Origin of the sequence: Parasphingorhabdus sp. DH2-15, assembly GCF_051668705.1 — a bacterium.
GTDB lineage: Bacteria > Pseudomonadota > Alphaproteobacteria > Sphingomonadales > Sphingomonadaceae > Alterisphingorhabdus.
Genome location: NZ_CP196351.1, coordinates 121,495 through 138,582 on the forward strand (window position 1 = coordinate 121,495; position 17,088 = coordinate 138,582).

The 17,088-nt window shown below is 53.7% G+C and carries 12 protein-coding genes; 10 read left to right on the plus strand and 2 right to left on the minus strand.

Features of this window, described 5'->3' with window-relative positions; all coding sequences use genetic code 11:
• Nucleotides 1-365 precede the first annotated feature (365 nt).
• The 4 genes from ACR9YC_RS00555 (at nt 366) to ACR9YC_RS00570 (ending at nt 4,549) form a co-directional block, all read left to right on the plus strand.
• Nucleotides 366-1,157: an amino acid kinase family protein gene (locus ACR9YC_RS00555; protein ID WP_438728661.1), complete on the plus strand. Its 792-nt coding sequence runs from the start codon at nt 366-368 to the stop codon at nt 1,155-1,157.
• A 38-nt stretch (nt 1,158-1,195) separates the two neighbouring features.
• Nucleotides 1,196-2,473 carry a glutamate-5-semialdehyde dehydrogenase gene (locus ACR9YC_RS00560; RefSeq protein WP_438728663.1) on the plus strand — a complete coding sequence of 426 codons (1,278 nt, stop codon included), beginning with the start codon at nt 1,196-1,198 and terminating at the stop codon, nt 2,471-2,473.
• 69 nt (nt 2,474-2,542) lie between these two features.
• Nucleotides 2,543-3,580 (plus strand): threonine aldolase family protein, encoded by a 1,038-nt coding sequence (locus ACR9YC_RS00565; protein WP_438728665.1) that lies wholly within the window; start codon nt 2,543-2,545, stop codon nt 3,578-3,580.
• Between the two features lie 12 nt (nt 3,581-3,592).
• The gene (locus ACR9YC_RS00570) at nt 3,593-4,549 is read left to right on the plus strand and encodes a DMT family transporter (protein ID WP_438728667.1); all 957 of its coding nucleotides are present in this window, start codon (nt 3,593-3,595) and stop codon (nt 4,547-4,549) included.
• A 217-nt stretch (nt 4,550-4,766) separates the two neighbouring features.
• Here ACR9YC_RS00570 and ACR9YC_RS00575 read toward each other — a convergent pair whose 3' ends face one another.
• Nucleotides 4,767-5,588: an SDR family NAD(P)-dependent oxidoreductase gene (locus tag ACR9YC_RS00575; protein WP_438728669.1), complete on the minus strand. Its 822-nt coding sequence runs from the start codon at nt 5,586-5,588 to the stop codon at nt 4,767-4,769.
• 95 nt (nt 5,589-5,683) lie between these two features.
• Between ACR9YC_RS00575 and pepN the strand changes: the two genes are divergently transcribed.
• From pepN to ACR9YC_RS00600, 5 genes are all read left to right on the plus strand, one after another.
• Entirely contained in the window at nt 5,684-8,311 is a 2,628-nt protein-coding gene (pepN, locus tag ACR9YC_RS00580) for an aminopeptidase N (RefSeq protein WP_438731888.1), read from the plus strand.
• Entirely contained in the window at nt 8,304-9,155 is an 852-nt protein-coding gene (gene pgeF, locus ACR9YC_RS00585) for a peptidoglycan editing factor PgeF (RefSeq protein ID WP_438728671.1), read from the plus strand. The genes pepN and pgeF overlap by 8 nt, the downstream gene beginning before the upstream one ends.
• Before the next feature lie 207 nt (nt 9,156-9,362).
• Nucleotides 9,363-10,121 (plus strand): hypothetical protein, encoded by a 759-nt coding sequence (locus ACR9YC_RS00590; RefSeq protein ID WP_438728673.1) that lies wholly within the window; start codon nt 9,363-9,365, stop codon nt 10,119-10,121.
• A 152-nt stretch (nt 10,122-10,273) separates the two neighbouring features.
• Nucleotides 10,274-11,725, plus strand: coding sequence for an SLC13 family permease (locus ACR9YC_RS00595; protein ID WP_438728675.1), 1,452 nt, complete (start codon nt 10,274-10,276; stop codon nt 11,723-11,725).
• A gap of 217 nt (nt 11,726-11,942) precedes the next feature.
• Nucleotides 11,943-14,642, plus strand: a complete 2,700-nt coding sequence (locus ACR9YC_RS00600; protein WP_438728677.1) for an ATP-binding domain-containing protein — start codon at nt 11,943-11,945, stop codon at nt 14,640-14,642.
• Between the two features lie 53 nt (nt 14,643-14,695).
• On the opposite strand, the gene ACR9YC_RS00605 is transcribed toward ACR9YC_RS00600, so the two are convergent.
• The gene (locus ACR9YC_RS00605) at nt 14,696-15,433 is read right to left on the minus strand and encodes a DNA/RNA non-specific endonuclease (RefSeq protein WP_438728679.1); all 738 of its coding nucleotides are present in this window, start codon (nt 15,431-15,433) and stop codon (nt 14,696-14,698) included.
• 239 nt (nt 15,434-15,672) lie between these two features.
• Between ACR9YC_RS00605 and ACR9YC_RS00610 the strand changes: the two genes are divergently transcribed.
• The gene (locus tag ACR9YC_RS00610) at nt 15,673-16,992 is read left to right on the plus strand and encodes a cystathionine gamma-synthase family protein (protein WP_438728681.1); all 1,320 of its coding nucleotides are present in this window, start codon (nt 15,673-15,675) and stop codon (nt 16,990-16,992) included.
• Nucleotides 16,993-17,088 lie beyond the last annotated feature (96 nt).

Genomic DNA, 17,088 nt, shown 5'->3' on the forward strand with positions numbered 1-17,088 from the left:
GGCATTAAAAAACCCGCTTACCATGTGGTGGAAAGCGGGCGGTGTTGGATCAGGCTATTTACTATTGCTTAGAATGCCTTCTCTCCGACCGCCCGTTGCACGAGCAGCACGTTAATAATCTCTAGCACTAGGATAGCGATATTGGTCATTACGGTTTCGATTAACCCTGTTTCTACGTTGTTTGCCCCTATGCGCAGAAACCATCGATAATGCAACAAGAAAACGCGATTTTTTGCAAAAAAACGTAATATTATTCCAAATTTTGCATTATTGCAGCAACTAATTTTAGTCTTTCTTGCATTTTGCACTCGCATTTAGCGGCTGTGACGATATATCCGCGCTCATGAAAGGCGACCGCGAAAGATATGATCAACATCATCAAATACGGTACGGCTGTCCTAACCAGCCATAGCGGGGCGGATTCGCTATACAGCGGCGCGGTGGATGAAGCAATATTGCAGGCTCATGCCCGCATCATTGATAATCATGATGGTGATGTGCTGGTTGTAAGTTCTGGCGCTATGGGCATGGCGCAAACTATGGTCGATGCTGATGCCATCAATGCGGATGCGGTCACGCGCAAAAGACTGCTCGCCGAAATTGGTCAACCGCGATTATTTGCGGCATGGCAGGAGGGCTTTACCCGCAAACAGGTCCTGCAAAAACTGGTGACCTATGCCGATTTGCAGCGCCCAACCATGGCCGCAACAATGCGGGCCGCGCTGGACCATGGCTTTGTGATGATTTGCAACTTTAATGATGGCGTGGATGATAGCGAATTGCGTGCTGATGAGGGGCATCAATTTGGTGATAATGATCATTTGGCCGCTGAAATGGCGCTGACCTGCACCCAATTTGCTCGGCCAGTACGCTTAATCGTCAATACCAGTGCAGAAGGTTTTGTCTCGGCCGATAATGGCGCAGTGGTGCCAGAGCTGCGCGCGGACCAGTTAAGCGAGGCATTTATTGATCGGCACACGGGGCATATATCAACAGGCGGCACAGGCGGCATGGCCAGCAAGCTGCGCAATATTAACGCCGCTTTGTCTGGCGGAGTGTCAGAAGCATGGATAATCAATGGCCGCACACCCGTAGCCTTGAATACTATATTGACTGGTGGGCATGCCGGTACGCGGATCACACGCAGCGATGTTTAACGGCCAGTGTGCAGCGAGCATAAGGAATATAAGAGACGGTGACAGAGACAGTAACAGAAACACTGCACGATGCAGTGATCACACAATTGTCGCGTCTGCGTAGCGGGCAAAGCGCGCTCGCACTGGCTATGCCACACCAAATCGATGCACTGTTGCAAGCACTTGCTATGCGGCTGGAAGCAGAAACGCCTAGCATCTTGCAGGAAAATGCTCTTGATCTTGCGATGATGCCGCAAAGTGATCCGCGTTATGACAGGCTCAAGCTCACTGCGGAGCGCATAACCGGCATTGCTGATGGTTTGCGCATCTTGGCCGAATTGCCAACGCCGGTGGGCGATGAATTGGAAGCCCGGACATTGGCTAACGGTCTGCACCTGACGCGCAATGCAGTACCTCTGGGCGTGATCGGCATGATTTATGAAGCGCGGCCCAATGTCACGGTCGATGCATTTGGTATCGCCTTCAAAACACAAAATGCCATTGCGTTAAAAGGCGGCTCTGATGCGCAGCATAGCAATAGAGCGCTGCTGTCCATCATCCATTCTGCGCTGGAGGAGGCGGGTCTGCCAGTGGATTGTGTCACATTATTACCACCGGAGCGGGCTGCGGCTGGCGTGCTGATGGGCGCGGTTGGCTATGTTGATGTGATTATTCCGCGTGGCAGTCAGGGGCTGATTGATACTGTGCGCGATACCGCCAAAGTGCCGGTAATAGAAACTGGCGCGGGCGTGGTGCATATATATTGGGATGAGACGGGCCGCGAAGATTATGCCCGCGCTATTATTCGCTCCGCCAAAACCCGGCGACCCAGTGTCTGCAATGCGATTGATACATTATTGGTGCACCGCGCACATCTGCCACAGCTCGCTGAAACACTGGAACCTTTGGCCAATGCCAATGTTGATATCCGCGCAGATACGGACAGTCTGGCCGCGCTGACTGGTCATTACCCCGATGGTCTGCTGAGCGCAGCGGATGCTGATGATTATGGCACGGAATTTCTGGGCTTTCGCATGAGCATCAAGACGGTGAATAATCTGGAGGGCGCATTGGCGCATATTGATCGGCATAGCTCTCGCCATAGCGAGGCGATTATTACCGAGGATGATCAAAATGCCGCTGCCTTTTTGCAGCGCGTCGATGCAGCCTGTGTCTTTCACAATACAGAGACCGGCTATAGCGATGGCGGCGAGATGGAATTGGGCGCAGAAATCGGCATTTCCACGCAAAAGCTGCATGCCCGCGGCCCCATGGGTCTGGCCGCGATGACCAGCTATAAATGGATCATTCGCGGTGAGGGCCAGACGCGGATATAGGATTGCCGCTTATTGATCTCTTGCACTTTCCATCTTGACGAAGCGCCATGACGCATTAACCGCATTGCTATGCAATTTTTCTCTGACAATGCCGCGCCCGTCCATCCCAAGATCATGCAAGCGATTGCTGATGCGGATAGTGTTGATGCGCCTTATGATGGCGATGCCTATTCACAGGCGCTTAATGCCGCTTTTGGTGAGGTTTTCGAGACCGAGGTGACGGTCATCTGGGTCGCCACGGGCACAGCGGCTAATGCACTGGCGCTTGCGGCTATGTGCCCGCCGCATAAGGGCGTTATCTGCCACAAATTGGCGCATATTGAGCAGGATGAATGCGGCGCACCGGGATTTTATACCCATGGTGCAAAGCTGATGCTGGTCGAAGGGGAAGGGGCCAAAGTGGCACCCGATAGCGTGACCGAAGCACTGGCCGCCATTCGTGATGATGTGCATCAGGTGCAGGCGGCGGCACTCTCCATCACCAATGCATCGGAATATGGCCTGACCTATTCAGCGCAAGAGACAAAGGCGCTGGGCGATGTGTGCGCGGCGCATGGTCTGGGCTTCCATCTGGATGGTGCGCGCTTTGCCAATGCGGTGGTAAGCCAGCACAATCAAAGCGCCGCATCACCGGCGGACCTGACATGGCGTGCCGGCGTTGATGCACTTAGCTTTGGCTGCGTTAAAAATGGCGGCATGAATGCTGAGGCACTGATTTTCTTTGGCGCGGCTCGCGATTGGGCGCAGGATACACGCTATCGGCTAAAACGCGCCGGGCATCTTATGTCCAAGGGGCGCTATATGGCGGCGCAATTGCTGGCCATGCTGCGTGATGATCTGTGGCTCGACAATGCGCGGGCGAGCAATGCCGGGGCTGCACTTATCGCCAAAGCGGCAGGGCAACGCTTGCTCTATCCAGTGCATGGCAATGAAGTGTTTTTGCAGCTTGGGCCGGGTGAAGCGGATGCACTGCGTGCGCAAGGCTTTGATTTTTATGATTGGGGCGTGGTGACGCAGCAAGCTGGCGGTCAGGCGCGTTTTGTGACCAGTTGGAACCAAGGTGAAGCCGCGGTGCGCCCGCTGGCCGATGCCATTGCAGCATTGTAAAAAACCATTGTCATGAGCACCAACCCATCCCCGAGCACCGATGATCCGGGCCAGACGAGCTTTTGGCAGGCCTCGGTATTGATTCCGTTTTTGACTGTCTCCCTGATCTGGGGCGGCACATGGATTGTTATTAAAGACCAGCTTGGCGTGGTACCGGAGAGCTGGTCAGTCACCTATCGTTTTGCGCTGGCGGCATTGGCCATGTTTGTGTTGGCAAAGGCGCGTGGGCAAAAATTGGCGCTTGGCCGGGCCGGGCATGGCTGGGCCATGATGCTCGGCCTGTTTCAATTCGCGTGCAATTTCAACTTTGTGTACCGGGCGGAACTCTACATTACATCGGGGCTGGTTGCGGCGATGTTTGCGCTGCTGATCATCCCCAATGCCTTGCTGGGCGCATTGTTTTTGAAACAGCGGATTACGGGTCTTTTTTTAGGCGGTTCAATCATCGCCATTGTCGGCGTATCGGGCCTGTTCGCGCATGAATTTGCCCGTCTGCAGGGCGCGCCAGACACATTATGGCTGGGCATAGCACTCACCGTGCTGGGTGTGCTGTCTGCCTCTATTGCCAATATCATGCAGGGGACGGAGCGGATGAAGGCTTGGCCCATGCTCTCCATGCTTGCTTGGGCCATGTTCTGGGGCGTGGTGTGCAATGCTGTGTTTGCATTGGTCAGCGCCGGACCGCCAGTGTTTGACATGCGGCTGGGCTATATGGCGGGCATTGGCTTTTTGGCACTGTTTGCTTCAGCGGTCACCTTCCCGCTATATTTCGGCCTGATCCGCAATATTGGCCCTGGCCGCGCGGCCTATGTCAGCACCATCGTGCCCGTGATTGCGATGATCTTCTCAACCATTTTTGAAGGCTATACATGGACGCCTTTGGCGATTGGCGGCGGATTTTTGGCGCTGGCGGGTCTGATAATCGCCATGCAGGCCCGTAAACCCAAAACCCCCCGCGTGGTTGGGTAGATGCCAAGCCCTCAAGTAGCGAAGCGGTAGGGCAGATAAAATTTTTTTGTTTTTCTCTCGCGGCCAGTGGCCTCCGAGGGGGCGGCCTAACGGCCGGCGCGCAGTCGCGCTTGCGAACCATTTGGTTCGTTGGGGATCATGACTTGACCCTATCGCCGTTATTTGCGTAGGTAAGCGTTGGCTTGGTCGGGTGCTTGCGCGGACTTTCGGGATGTCTTTATGCGGCCTTCCAGATAGCCTCTAAACCCTGTTTATAGGTGGGATATTGTGGCTGCCAGTTTAGCAGACGTTTGGCTTTGCCATTGGCTACGCGGCGGTTTTCGCTGTAAAATTTCCGCGCCATGGGGGAAAGCTCGGCTTGCTCGACCGTTTGCAATGGCGGCAGGGGTGCGCCCGATAATGCGCAGGCATATTCCAGCACCAGATTTTGCGCGCAGGGCAGATCGTCCGACAGGTTATACGCGCCAGCAGGGCCGGTAAATCCAGCAATAATGCCGCTGGCAATATCGGCGACATGGCACCGGCTGAACACTTGGCCGGGCATATCAATGCGCCGCGCAACCCCTTTTTGCAGCCGTTCAAAAACACTGCGGCCAGGCCCATAAATGCCCGGCAGGCGAAAAACCCGCATATCGCTGCGCAGTTTCTGCCAATTTTCATCGGCCTCTGCCCGCGCTGTGCGCCGTCCCCCGCCAATGGGCGCGCTTTCATCCACCCATGCGCCCTTGGTGTCGCCATAAACGCCGGTGGCGGAGATATAACCGCTCCATGCAAGTTTTGCCTTAGCTATAGCCGCGCCATAATTGTCCAGCACTGGGTCTGCGCCCGTGTCCCGATCAGGCGGGACAGAAGAGAGGATATGTGTTGCGCTATCAATCGCCGCCAGCACCGATTCGCGGTCCGCAAAGGCAAGATTATGCGCATCGCCACTGCGCCTAGTGCCGGTTACCTTCCATCCCTGCCCACGCAAAATATCGGCCAGATAACCCGCCGTATAGCCCATGCCGAAGATCAGCAGTGAATTGCCTGTATTGCTCATGGTTGCAGGCTTAGCCCAGCATGGACGCGCCCGCAATATGGCGAGAGAGCAATATCACTCTTGCCAGCAGCGCAGCCTATCGCCATGAAACATATATGGCAGATATTAGGCAACAAGACATGACCGCAGATGCGGCAACCAACCCACAACAACCAGCGGTGATTTATCGTAAGGATTATGCGCCGCCCGGCTGGTATATTCCCAAGGTCGCGCTAGAATTTATGCTGGGCCTGTCAGAAACAAAAGTGACCGCGCATCTGACGCTGCAGCGTAATGGCGATCATGACCGGCCCTTGGCGCTCGACGTTGATAATGTGCTGCCCGATAGCATTATGCAAAATGGCCAGCCGCTAACGTGGCGCGAAGAAGGTGGGCAGATCATTGTTGATGGCGCTGCCTCTGGCGCGGTGCTGACCATTTATTGCACGGTGCAACCCGACCAGAACACCACATTGATGGGGCTATATGCGTCAAACGCGATGCTGTGCACCCAATGTGAGGCAGAGGGCTTTCGCCGGATTATCCCCTTTGTCGATCGGCCGGATAATCTGTCAGTCTATACCGTGCGGATGCAGGGCGATAAGGCGGCCTTTCCGGTTTTGCTCAGCAATGGTGAATTGACCGAAAGCGGCGATGCTGATGGTGACCAGCATTATGCGGTGTGGCATGATCCATGGCCAAAGCCCAGCTATCTGTTCGCGCTGGTCGCTGGCGATCTGGTAGCCAATAGAGACAGCTTCACCACCATGTCAGGCAAGCCGGTTGATCTGGCCATCTATACCCGCAGCGAAGAGGATAGCGCACGCACCGGCCATGCGATGAAGGCGCTGAAAGACTCAATGCGTTGGGATGAACAGGTTTATGGCCGCGAATATGATCTGGGTGTGTTCAACATTGTTGCGGTCAGTGATTTTAACATGGGCGCGATGGAAAATAAGGGCCTGAACGTCTTTAACACGCGCTACATATTGGCCGATCAAGACACCGCCAATGATGGTGATTTTGACGGTGTTGAAGGCGTGGTGGCGCATGAATATTTCCACAATTGGTCAGGCAATCGCGTCACTTGCCGTGACTGGTTTCAATTGTCGCTAAAAGAGGGTTTTACCGTCTTTCGTGATCAGAGCTTTTCAGCGGATATGAACAGCGCGCCAGTGAAGCGCATTGAAGATGTACGCATTTTGCGCGCCGCCCAATTCCCCGAAGATGCCGGGCCTTTGGCGCACCCCATCCGCCCCGACAGCTATATGGAAATCAGCAATTTCTATACCGCGACCGTGTATAATAAGGGCGCGGAAATCATCCGCATGATGGCGACTCTGGCGGGGCCGGACAATTTCCGCAAAGGCACGGATCTCTATTTTGACCGACATGATGGTGAGGCTGCGACCTGTGAAGATTTTGTGGTCGCGATAGAGCAGGGTGCGGGGCTGGACCTGTCGCAATTTCGCTTGTGGTACAGCCAGGCCGGCACGCCGCAAATCACAACCAATCTATCTTTTGATGCGGACAGCGGCACGGTGACGCTGACCCTGAAGCAAAGCCTGGCGCCGACACCGGGACAGACCGAGAAAAAGCCGATGGTCATCCCGCTTAAAACCGCGCTGATTGATGCGGATAGCGGGACCAAAAGCCATGAAGATATATTGGTGCTCGATCAGGCGGAGCAGAGCTTCACCTTTACCGGTTTTACCGCAAAGCCAGTGCTCTCCATCAATCGCGGTTTTTCTGCGCCAGTGACGGTGCACAGCCCATCCGATCCGGCGGCACTTGCGCATCTGGTGCGGCATGATGATGATAGCTTTGCGCGTTATGAAGCATTGCAAAAACTGCTGACCGAACGGATTTTGGCAGATGTTGCTGGCGCTTCGGACACGGCGATTGCTGATGCCGATCTGGTGGCTTTGTTCGGGGCGTTGCTGGCCGATGAGCGGCTGGAAGAAGCGATGCGCGCTGAATTGCTGACGCTGCCGAGTGAGAATTTTGTGACCGAGCAACAGGCGGTGATGCAGCCGCTAAAAGTCCATGCGGCGCGGCAGGCATTGCGCACATTGCTGGGCCAGACTTTGGCTGATGGCTGGCGCGCAATTTATAAGCGCATGGCCAGCGTTCCTTTCGCACTGAGCGGCGCAGCAAAGGGTGCGCGGCGGATGAAGGGCTTGGCACTGGCCTATCTGGTTGCGGGCGGCGCGGATGACGCAGCGCAGCTATGTTATGACCAATTTGCAGCGGCCGATAATATGACAGACCGGCAATCCGCGCTCATGTCGCTTGCCAGTCTGGACGACCCGCTGCGTGAAAAAGCGCTCAGCGCATTTTATGATCGCTATCAGGGCAACGCGCTGGTTATCGACAAATGGTTTTCTATGCAGGCCTTGTCCACACATCCAGATTGTATGGCGCATATCACTGCGTTGCGCGGTCACCCTGATTTCACCTTGTCAAACCCCAATCGGGTGCGCGCGCTTTATGGCGCTTTGGCGGGTAATCCGGCCGTCTTTCACGATCCATCGGGGCAGGGCTATGCGATGCTGACCGATATGATTATCGCGCTGGATGCAACAAACCCCCAAACCGCGGCACGTTTCATTCCGCCATTGGGCCGTTGGCAGCGCTATGATGACAAGCGCGGAGGGCAGATGCGCGCGGCGCTGGAGCGGATCAGGGCGGTTGATGGCCTGTCCAAAGATACAACAGAACAAGTGGTGAAAAGTCTTGGCTAAACTGCTCAATTGTGCGGCCTTTGATGGCATGGACCGTATCGCGCATGGCTTTACCACGCGCGCCGAAGATTTGGCCGATCTGGGCAATGTTGAGCTGGGCCGTGGCGGCGCAGTGGAGACGGCGCAGACCAATCGCGGCCTGTGGTCAGGCGCCATTTTGCCTGATGCGCCGCTCACCGGGCTTTACCAAATCCATTCGGCCAAGGTGGTGACGGTTGATACCGTATGGGATGATGATAACCGGCCAGAGGCAGATGCCATGGTGACCAACAAAGCCGGCATATTGCTGGGCGTATTGAGCGCGGATTGCGCGTCGATATTATTTGCTGATGATCAGGCGGGGGTTATTGGCGCAGCGCATGCCGGTTGGCGCGGCGCGCTGGCGGGCGTCACAGATGCCACGTTGGATGCGATGGAGAAACTGGGCGCAAACCGGCTTCATATTGTCGCCTGTATCGGGCCATGCATCGCGCAGAAAAGCTATGAAGTTGATAGCGCTTTCATGCAGCAATTTCTGGATACCGATGAAGAGAATGAGCGGTTTTTCATGGCTGGAAAGCGTCACGAATTGGCGAATGCCGCAAGCGCGACCGCGCGCCGGGCGGATAGCCCGCCCCCTCGGGGGCCTGAGCCCGGGACGGGCGAAGTGCCGGGAGAGAAAAAATACCAATTCGATCTGGAAGGCTATATTGCGTCCCGCCTGTCAAAAGCCGGCTTGAGCTATATTTCCTGCATGGGTGAAGATACCTATGGCCAGAGCCATTTCTTTAGCCATCGCCGTGCCACGCATGAAGGCCGTGATGATGAAGGCCGGCATATGGGGGCGATAGGGATTGTTCGTTAGAAACAATTTGCATCGGCATAAAAGTTTTTATTTTTTGCAGTAATGGCTTGTGCATTTTCTAAATATTTATAATAGTTGAAGTTGCCTAGATATTTTAGTTTATGCACTAATGATCAAAGCTTGCGTAAGTAATTATAAAAACCAGATATTTAAATACAACTACTATAATACATCTAAAATATTTTTATAAATTTAAAGATTTCTATTATGCATATAAAAATTGTTAGATTACAGAGGGATAAGCTATTAAAGACAGGAAAAAAATGTACGTATTTTGGTAGTTTTAGCGTTGCATTATTGCCTCTAAGTCAAATCATTTCTCCTCCAGCAAGCACAATTTTTGATTATGGCCTGAGATATTCTGCGCTCGTTTTAATTTTATTCGCAGCCCTTACGTGGTTAGCAGCAAAAATTACCCCTCAACGTTATCCACGTCGTGATGAGCTTTGTATACGTACCGCGCGAGAAGAAGAGCTTGAATACATACATAATTCATTAAAAAAATATACTGGGACTTTGTTAGCCCCAATATCTACACGGATCGATATTTTTAGGAAAAATCCTGATTGTTTTCGTATTATATACGAAATTGATCAAAGTAGGCATGGTATCTTAATTATTCTGCCTATTCGCAAAGATGCTTGGGAAAGTATACAAGCTGGAAGAATGATTGGTCGAGATATCACGCCAAACCACATAGTAAAAAATTTTGAACAGGCGACGGCTCTCTATATATCTTTTGCAGAGGGCGACGATTTCTCTTCTAAGGGATTTTTGTTAGAAATGCTACGTGACATAATAAAAAAATATGAATTGCCTATAGGGACTAGGCCTACAACTGCAGCATCTTTAAGGTTGGTGAAGAAATTAGGCTTCAAAAAGCTGAATGGGGATATGCCTACACTTAATGATTTTTGCAGTGCGCAATTTACAACCATTGATGAACATGCGAGTAGAGTAAATTAAGATTTGATATTCCAAAACAGACATACCGGCTTTTGTACTTTTTCCTTTCTGCTTTTATGAAAGCACGCAGGCCCGACCAAATAACGTACTTGTTCAATCTCTTTATTAATCGGCACTAACACCGCGCCGATTTCGCGCTATAGTAGTGCGTGATGACCAGTGAATCGCAAACCCCTCCTTCTTATAAGACAGGGCGCAGCCGCGCAGAAAATATCGGCCTTATTGCCGGGCCAATTGCTTTCATAATGACATTATTGCTGCCTGCCCCTGCGGCCATGGCGGCGCCTGCATGGGCGATTGCGGGGCTAACCTTTTGGATGGCTGTCTGGTGGATGACACAGGCGGTGCCGCTGACCGCAACGGCCTTATTGCCCTTTTTGGTGGTGCCCTTGGTCGGGGTAATGGATGTGAATGCCATTGCATCAAAATATTATTCGCCGATTTTGTTTTTGATTTTGGGCGGTGCCTTTCTGGCATTGGCGATTGAGCGGACCGGCCTGCACCGGCGGCTGGCGCTGGCGATTATCCGCCGTGCCGGTGCAGGAAGCACACAGCTTATGCTCGCCTTCATGATCGCAACAGCCTTGCTGTCCATGCTGATTTCCAACACCTCCACCACGCTTATCATGGTGCCGATTGCTGTCGCGGTATTGGCGGCGGGCGGGGTAAAACCGGGCGAGACACAGGGTTTTGCCGGGGCCTTGCTGATGGGCATCGCCTTTTCCGCGTCGATTGGCGGGCTGGGCACTTTGGTTGGTTCGCCCACCAATGCCATCGCCGCCGGGTTGATCGCCGAAACATTGGATGAGCAGATCAGCTTTGCGCGCTGGGCGGCTTATGGCCTGCCAGTGGTGATATTGGGCGTTCCCGTCTGCGCTCTGATATTGTCGCGGGTGCAGCAATTGTCGCGCGGCAGTTTCGATGTCGCCGCCGCACGTACCGCCATTGGCGGCAGCGGCGCATGGACCTTGCCGGAAAAACGCCTTGTGCCGGTCATCATATTGGTGGTTGCTGGCTGGCTGTTATTGCCGCTGGTCAAACCCTATGTTCCGCCCAAAGCATTGCATGATGGCAGCATTGCGATCATTGGCGGCATTTTGCTGTTCATCCTGCCCGATGGCACTGGGCGGCGCTTGCTGAAATGGCAAGAGGCAGACCGCGCACCATGGGGCGTGATTATGATGTTTGGCGGCGGGTTGGCGCTCGCTGCTGCGATCATTGCCTCAGGCCTTGCCGATTGGCTGGGCGGAGCGTTGGAACCGCTTAAAGCCGTGCCATTAATTGTGGTTGCGGTGGCGCTGGTCGGGCTAGTGATATTGGTCACGGAATTTGCCAGCAATGTCGCCACCGCCAGCGGCATAATGCCCGTTGTCGCCAGCCTCATCCTTGCCATGGGCGTGGACCCGATGCTGCTCGCCATGCCTGCTGCATTGGCCGCCAGCTGGGGATTTATGCTGCCATCAGGGACGGGGCCAAATGCCATCGCCTGGGCCAGCAACCATATCGCCCTGCCCAAGATGTTGAAAGCCGGCTTTCTGCTCGATCTGGCCGGTATCCCACTCATGGTCGGCGCGGTGTGGCTGATTGCAATGTTGGGCGTTTAGCCGCCCTTCTTATCGATAAACGATTTCCAAACAGGGATCAAAGAAAGTCGGCCGTACACTTTTTATCAGCAAAATTTTACGCACAACCCGCGCAAAAGCTATCTTGAATCGCATTTTGAATGGAAAGTGTGCCGAGTTTGTCACGAGCATCTATAATTGTAATTTGAGGTTGCTTACAAATTGTGCATCATACAAGTTGCTTAGTGTTGGGACGGAAATGATGAATGAAAATGAGCAGCGCGAACATCTGGCAGAGGTTGCCAAGCAGTCATTGGATGTCTTCGAAAAGATCGCTCGAAACGCACGCAAGCTACTTTCGTCCAAGGGCGGGGCCTCGCTCAATGCGCTTGCCAATGCGAATTCTTTTACGATGGGGACTGAGGCAAAAACTCTCGGCAAGATCGATCAGAACCAACACTTAGCCTATGGTTTGCTGGCGAGAGAGCCATCAATTGCAAGGGTTGTCGCAGAAGACGAGGAAGGAAACCGAGAGACCTATTTTATCTCTCGTGCTGCAGCTCCCGCCCCATTTTCAGAGGACATAAGATTTGCAAGCTACCGATCTCCAGCTGGACGGCTCGCCTCTCTACCGCCTGGCGACTCTCTCGATCTTCGCAGACCTGCAGGCGACGTTTCACTCGAAGTTGTCGAATGTGCTCACTTTCACCCGAAACAGCTGCGAGGTGCCTGGGATTCGGCTTACACGGTGCTTCGAGCAGAGACCTTCGGACCCGATTTCGGTGATTCACTCCGCAGACTGTTAGACGAAGAAAGTGAGCCAGGTGAAATTGAGGATGCATTAGAGGCGCCCCTCAAGGAAGAAGAAGCTGAGAGAAGCATAGTTGAAAAGCGGCGAAAGTCGCTTCTCAGCAAGATGGGCTTTCGAGATCAACCGATCCTCGACCAGTTTCAAGATAAGATATTCCGTATGCCGATCGACAGCCGGGCTATTCTGTTGGGGCCACCAGGATCGGGGAAGACAACGACCCTCATAAAGCGCCTTGGTCAAAAACTTGATCTCAATGTCATTAGAGAAAGCGAGCCCGAAGAATACTCACTGATTGAAAGGATGAGTGAAGGAAGGGAAGCTCATGAGTCCAGCTGGCTTATGCTGACGCCAACGGAGCTCCTTCGGACCTACGTTAAAGAGGCGTTTGGACGCGAGAATATTGCTGCACCAAATGAGCGGATAAGAACGTGGGAAGCCCTGCGCTGGGACTTGGCTAGAAACGCATTCCAAATCCTACGCACAGGCGATGGCGGGGGCCCATTTACACTGCGGGAAAACCAGGCCTCGCTTTCGCCGGATGCAATTTCCAAGACTGAAGATTGGTTTGCAGACTTTGATCAATGGCAGCATATGAGGTTTTGGTCGGACTTCGAAGGAGCAGCGAAACAACTCTCAGAAGACGCCGACGCTGCCATTGCTTCCGTTGGTGCGAGGCTGCGGAGATCGGTCGAATCCGGTTCAAAAGAGACCATTCATCAGGGCCTGTTTAGGCTGATCACGTTGATCGAAAGTGTGCATGAGCAATTATCAGATTCGCGTGAACGCAGCGAAAAGATTCTCAGGGGCGCACTGAACCTCCAAATCAACAGCGACAAGAGTTTCCTCAAGGACCTTGGTCAATTCATCGAAGGTCTTGCCGAACAACCAGGAGAAGGCACAGATGACGAGGAGAGCGAAATCGAGGAAGAGGAGGCGGCTCGCACACAAACTCCAACCGTCCGCGTTGCTCGCTCGTACCTTTCTGTGTTGCGCTCACAGGCTCTCGCTTTCGCCGATGGAAGAAAGCCGCGAGGGCGCACCGCCAAGATTCTATCCTGGCTGGACGACAGATCGCTGCAGGATGAAGATGTTGCACCTCTAGGTCGCGAGCTTGTTCTTCAGCGTGCCCTCCGACGCTTCTCGAATCCTGTCCAGCAGTATCTTCGAGGAATTTCTCGTCGCTATCGGTCATTCCGGCAAACGCGCCGAGATGAGAAAAAATGGTATAGCGATGAAAAGGTCGGCCCACATGTAACCGGCCTTGAGATCGATCTGATGCTCCTATCAAGTCTCCGCGTAACCAAGGCTATCGTCGGGGACTCAAGGGCGGTCACCCAAAGTTACAGCAATGCATTGGCGGCGTTAGATCGCCCGGCTGCCCGGTTGCAAAACCAGGTGCTTGTCGATGAAGCGACAGATTTCTCGCCGGTACAGCTGGCTTGCATGTCTGCATTAGCACACCCAGCCGCAGATTCCTTCTTTGCTTGTGGCGATTTCAATCAACGTATCACAAGCTGGGGGGTGAAGGACGCCAACCAGTTGAAGTGGGTGTATAGCGACCTCCAGGTCGAGAAGATCGCCATCGCATATCGCCAGACACGGCAGCTTTTGGAGTTCGCTAGGGGGATTTCTGAGGCACTTGGTGAAGAACCGGTGCTCGCTGAGCTTCCTGACCACATTGACAACGAAGGTGTGTCTCCAGCTCTGGCCAAAGGTCTTACTAACAATAGCGAATTAGTTCGTTGGCTTGCAGACCGCATTCTCGAGATTGAGAAGTCGGTTCACCCTAACGCCCTTCCTACGATTGCAATCCTTGTGAACCGTAAGGAACTTGGAAAGCCAATTGCAGAAGCGCTCTCGCTTGAGCTTGAGGCGCGAAGTCTCCGGGCAGTGGATTGCACTGACGGAAAGACAATCAGCGAAACTAACGAAGTGGGTGTTTTCGATGTAAATGATATCAAGGGCTTAGAATTCGAGGCTGTCTTCTTTACATCTATCGACAGACTGGCTGAGGAAGAAGAACTTTACGCGCGCTTCCTCTATGTAGGCGCAACGCGCGCCGCAACTTACCTCGGCATCACCTGCGAAAAAGAGCTTCCCAGTTTGTTGTCAGAGCTCAATAGCAAATTTGTCGATCACTGGGCTTAGAGCATGTCGATTGTTCCTTTTAAAAAACCTTAAGCCCTTCTTATCGCGCACTATCACCACATTTTGCGGGGTCTGCTTTTGTCGCGGTGCAGGTCGCCGCCTGCAATGCGGTCCCAGAAACGGCCGCCGACCATCTGTTCGGCATCATAGGTTTTGACCAGAAAACTCTCCAGCGGCTCGGTCTGTGGTGCATTGGGTATTTGGAAGGTCCATAGCCGGTGCCGCCCGCGTTTGTTTTCGGCCAATACGCTTTTGATAAAGGCATGGGGGATGGGCACGGAAATGCCAAAATCCTCCTGTTCTTTGCCGATGCGCTCAATCGTTTCGCCAAAGTAAAAGACAGGGCAGGTCAGCACATAGGTTTCCAATGTGCTGGCACGGCTGTCCAGATCGCGAATTTCCATCTCCAGCTCCCGCCAGATGCCGCGGTTAAATTGCGGAGCCTGAGGGGACATGTTGGAGAGCAAAAAGGTCTCGCTATTCTGAATGTCCTGCAAATCCTGATTGGCACTGGCCACCAGATGCCCACGATCATAACCGCTGCCTTTATAAGCCTTCAGGCCAGCGCGGAAGCGTTTGGGGATGCGCGTATCAGCGCGGAAATTGTCGAGCCGCTCCACGCCTTCCGGATCATTGACCAATTCGCGGTCCCGATTGATAATCTCCAACGTCCATTTGGGTTGGCGAAAATACCATGAATAGCCAATAGTGAAATGCCGCCCGGTTAAAATCTGGTCACAGACCGGCGCACCATAGCGCAATTCGCGTTGCATCTGAAACGGGTCGTCCATCTACGTTCTCCTAATGAATGGGGAGCAACTTTTTATTATGGGCGACCTTTTGCATGAACATAGCATATTGCCATGATCGCTGCAAAAAGTTATCCGGCATGGGGTGCAAAGGTGATGCGTTCCTGCGGAGGTTAGGGATTTGCGCTTTTGCCCATTTTCTTTTGGCCCCTGCCTTCCTGGGGGCGTGTGGTGCAGCGCTGAAATATGGGCGGCTGTACCTATTTAGGAGGGTATTTTCCATGTCAGATGCTGTTCCCCATAAACCCGTGCCAACCCCGCGCCGCAAGCCAAAGCCTGCGGCTGGAGAGATTAATGGCCGTAAGCTTAATCCGGCAACCATGATGATGGGCCATGGCTTTGATCCGGTTCTGTCCGAAGGATCATTAAAGCCGCCTATTTTTCTGACCTCAACCTTTGCTTTTGAGAATGCAGCAGCGGGCAAACGCCATTTTGAGGGCATTACCGGCAAACGCCCCGGTGGCGCGGAAGGCCTGGTCTATTCGCGGTTTAACGGCCCCAATCAGGAGATTTTGGAAGACCGTTTGAGCATCTGGGATGGCGCGGAGGATGCGCTGACCTTCTCTAGCGGGATGACCGCCATTTGTGTCATGATGCTGGCCTATTGCGCGGCGGGTGACGTCATTGTGCACAGCGGGCCGCTCTATGCCGCCAGTGAAGGCTTTGTTGCCAAGGTGCTGAGCAAGTTCAATGTCACCTATGTTGACTTCCCTGCGGGTGCCAGCCGTGAAGAGCTGGAGGCCAAGCTGGAACAGGCCAAGGATCAGGCTGCGGCCAATGGCGGCAAGGTGGCGATGGTCTATCTGGAAAGCCCGGCCAACCCAACCAATGCGCTGGTCGATATTGAAGCGGTGCGTGAAGCGCGCAATGCCGTGCTGGGCGAAGATGCTGCCCCTATTGCGATTGATAACACCTTTCTTGGCCCGTTATGGCAGCGTCCGTTAGAGCATGGCGCAGATATTGTTGTGTACAGCCTTACCAAATATGTCGGCGGACATAGCGATTTGGTTGCTGGCTCGCTGGCGGGTGCGAAAAAATGGATGGACCCGGTGCGGGCGCTGCGCAACACCATGGGCGGCATTGTTGACCCCAATACGGCATGGATGCTGATGCGCAGCCTTGAAACCGTTGAACTGCGGATGCAGCGGGCTGGTGAAAATGCTGCCAAAGTCTGCGCCTTTCTGGCCAATCATGATAAGGTTGAAGGGCTGGGCTATCTGGGCATGATCGCGGACAGCCGCCAGCAGGATATTTATGACCGGCATTGCCTTGGTGCTGGCTCAACCTTCTCCGTATTTATCAAGGGCGGTGAAGCGGAGAGCTTCGCCTTTTTGGATAGTCTGAAAATTGCCAAGCTGGCGGTCAGTCTGGGTGGCACCGAAACACTGGCCAGCCACCCTGCGGCAATGACGCACTTGTCTGTTCCCGATGAACGCAAGGCTGCGCTGGGCATTACGGACAATCTGGTGCGTATATCGGTCGGCATTGAAGATGCGGATGACCTGATCGCCGATTTTGATCAGGCGCTTTCACAAGTGTGAACTGCGGCGGCTGTGCCCGAATAGTCTAACAAAGGGCGCAAAGGAGATGTGAAAAAGGGGCGCGTTGGCTAAGCGAGTATTCGGTTATTGAGCAGG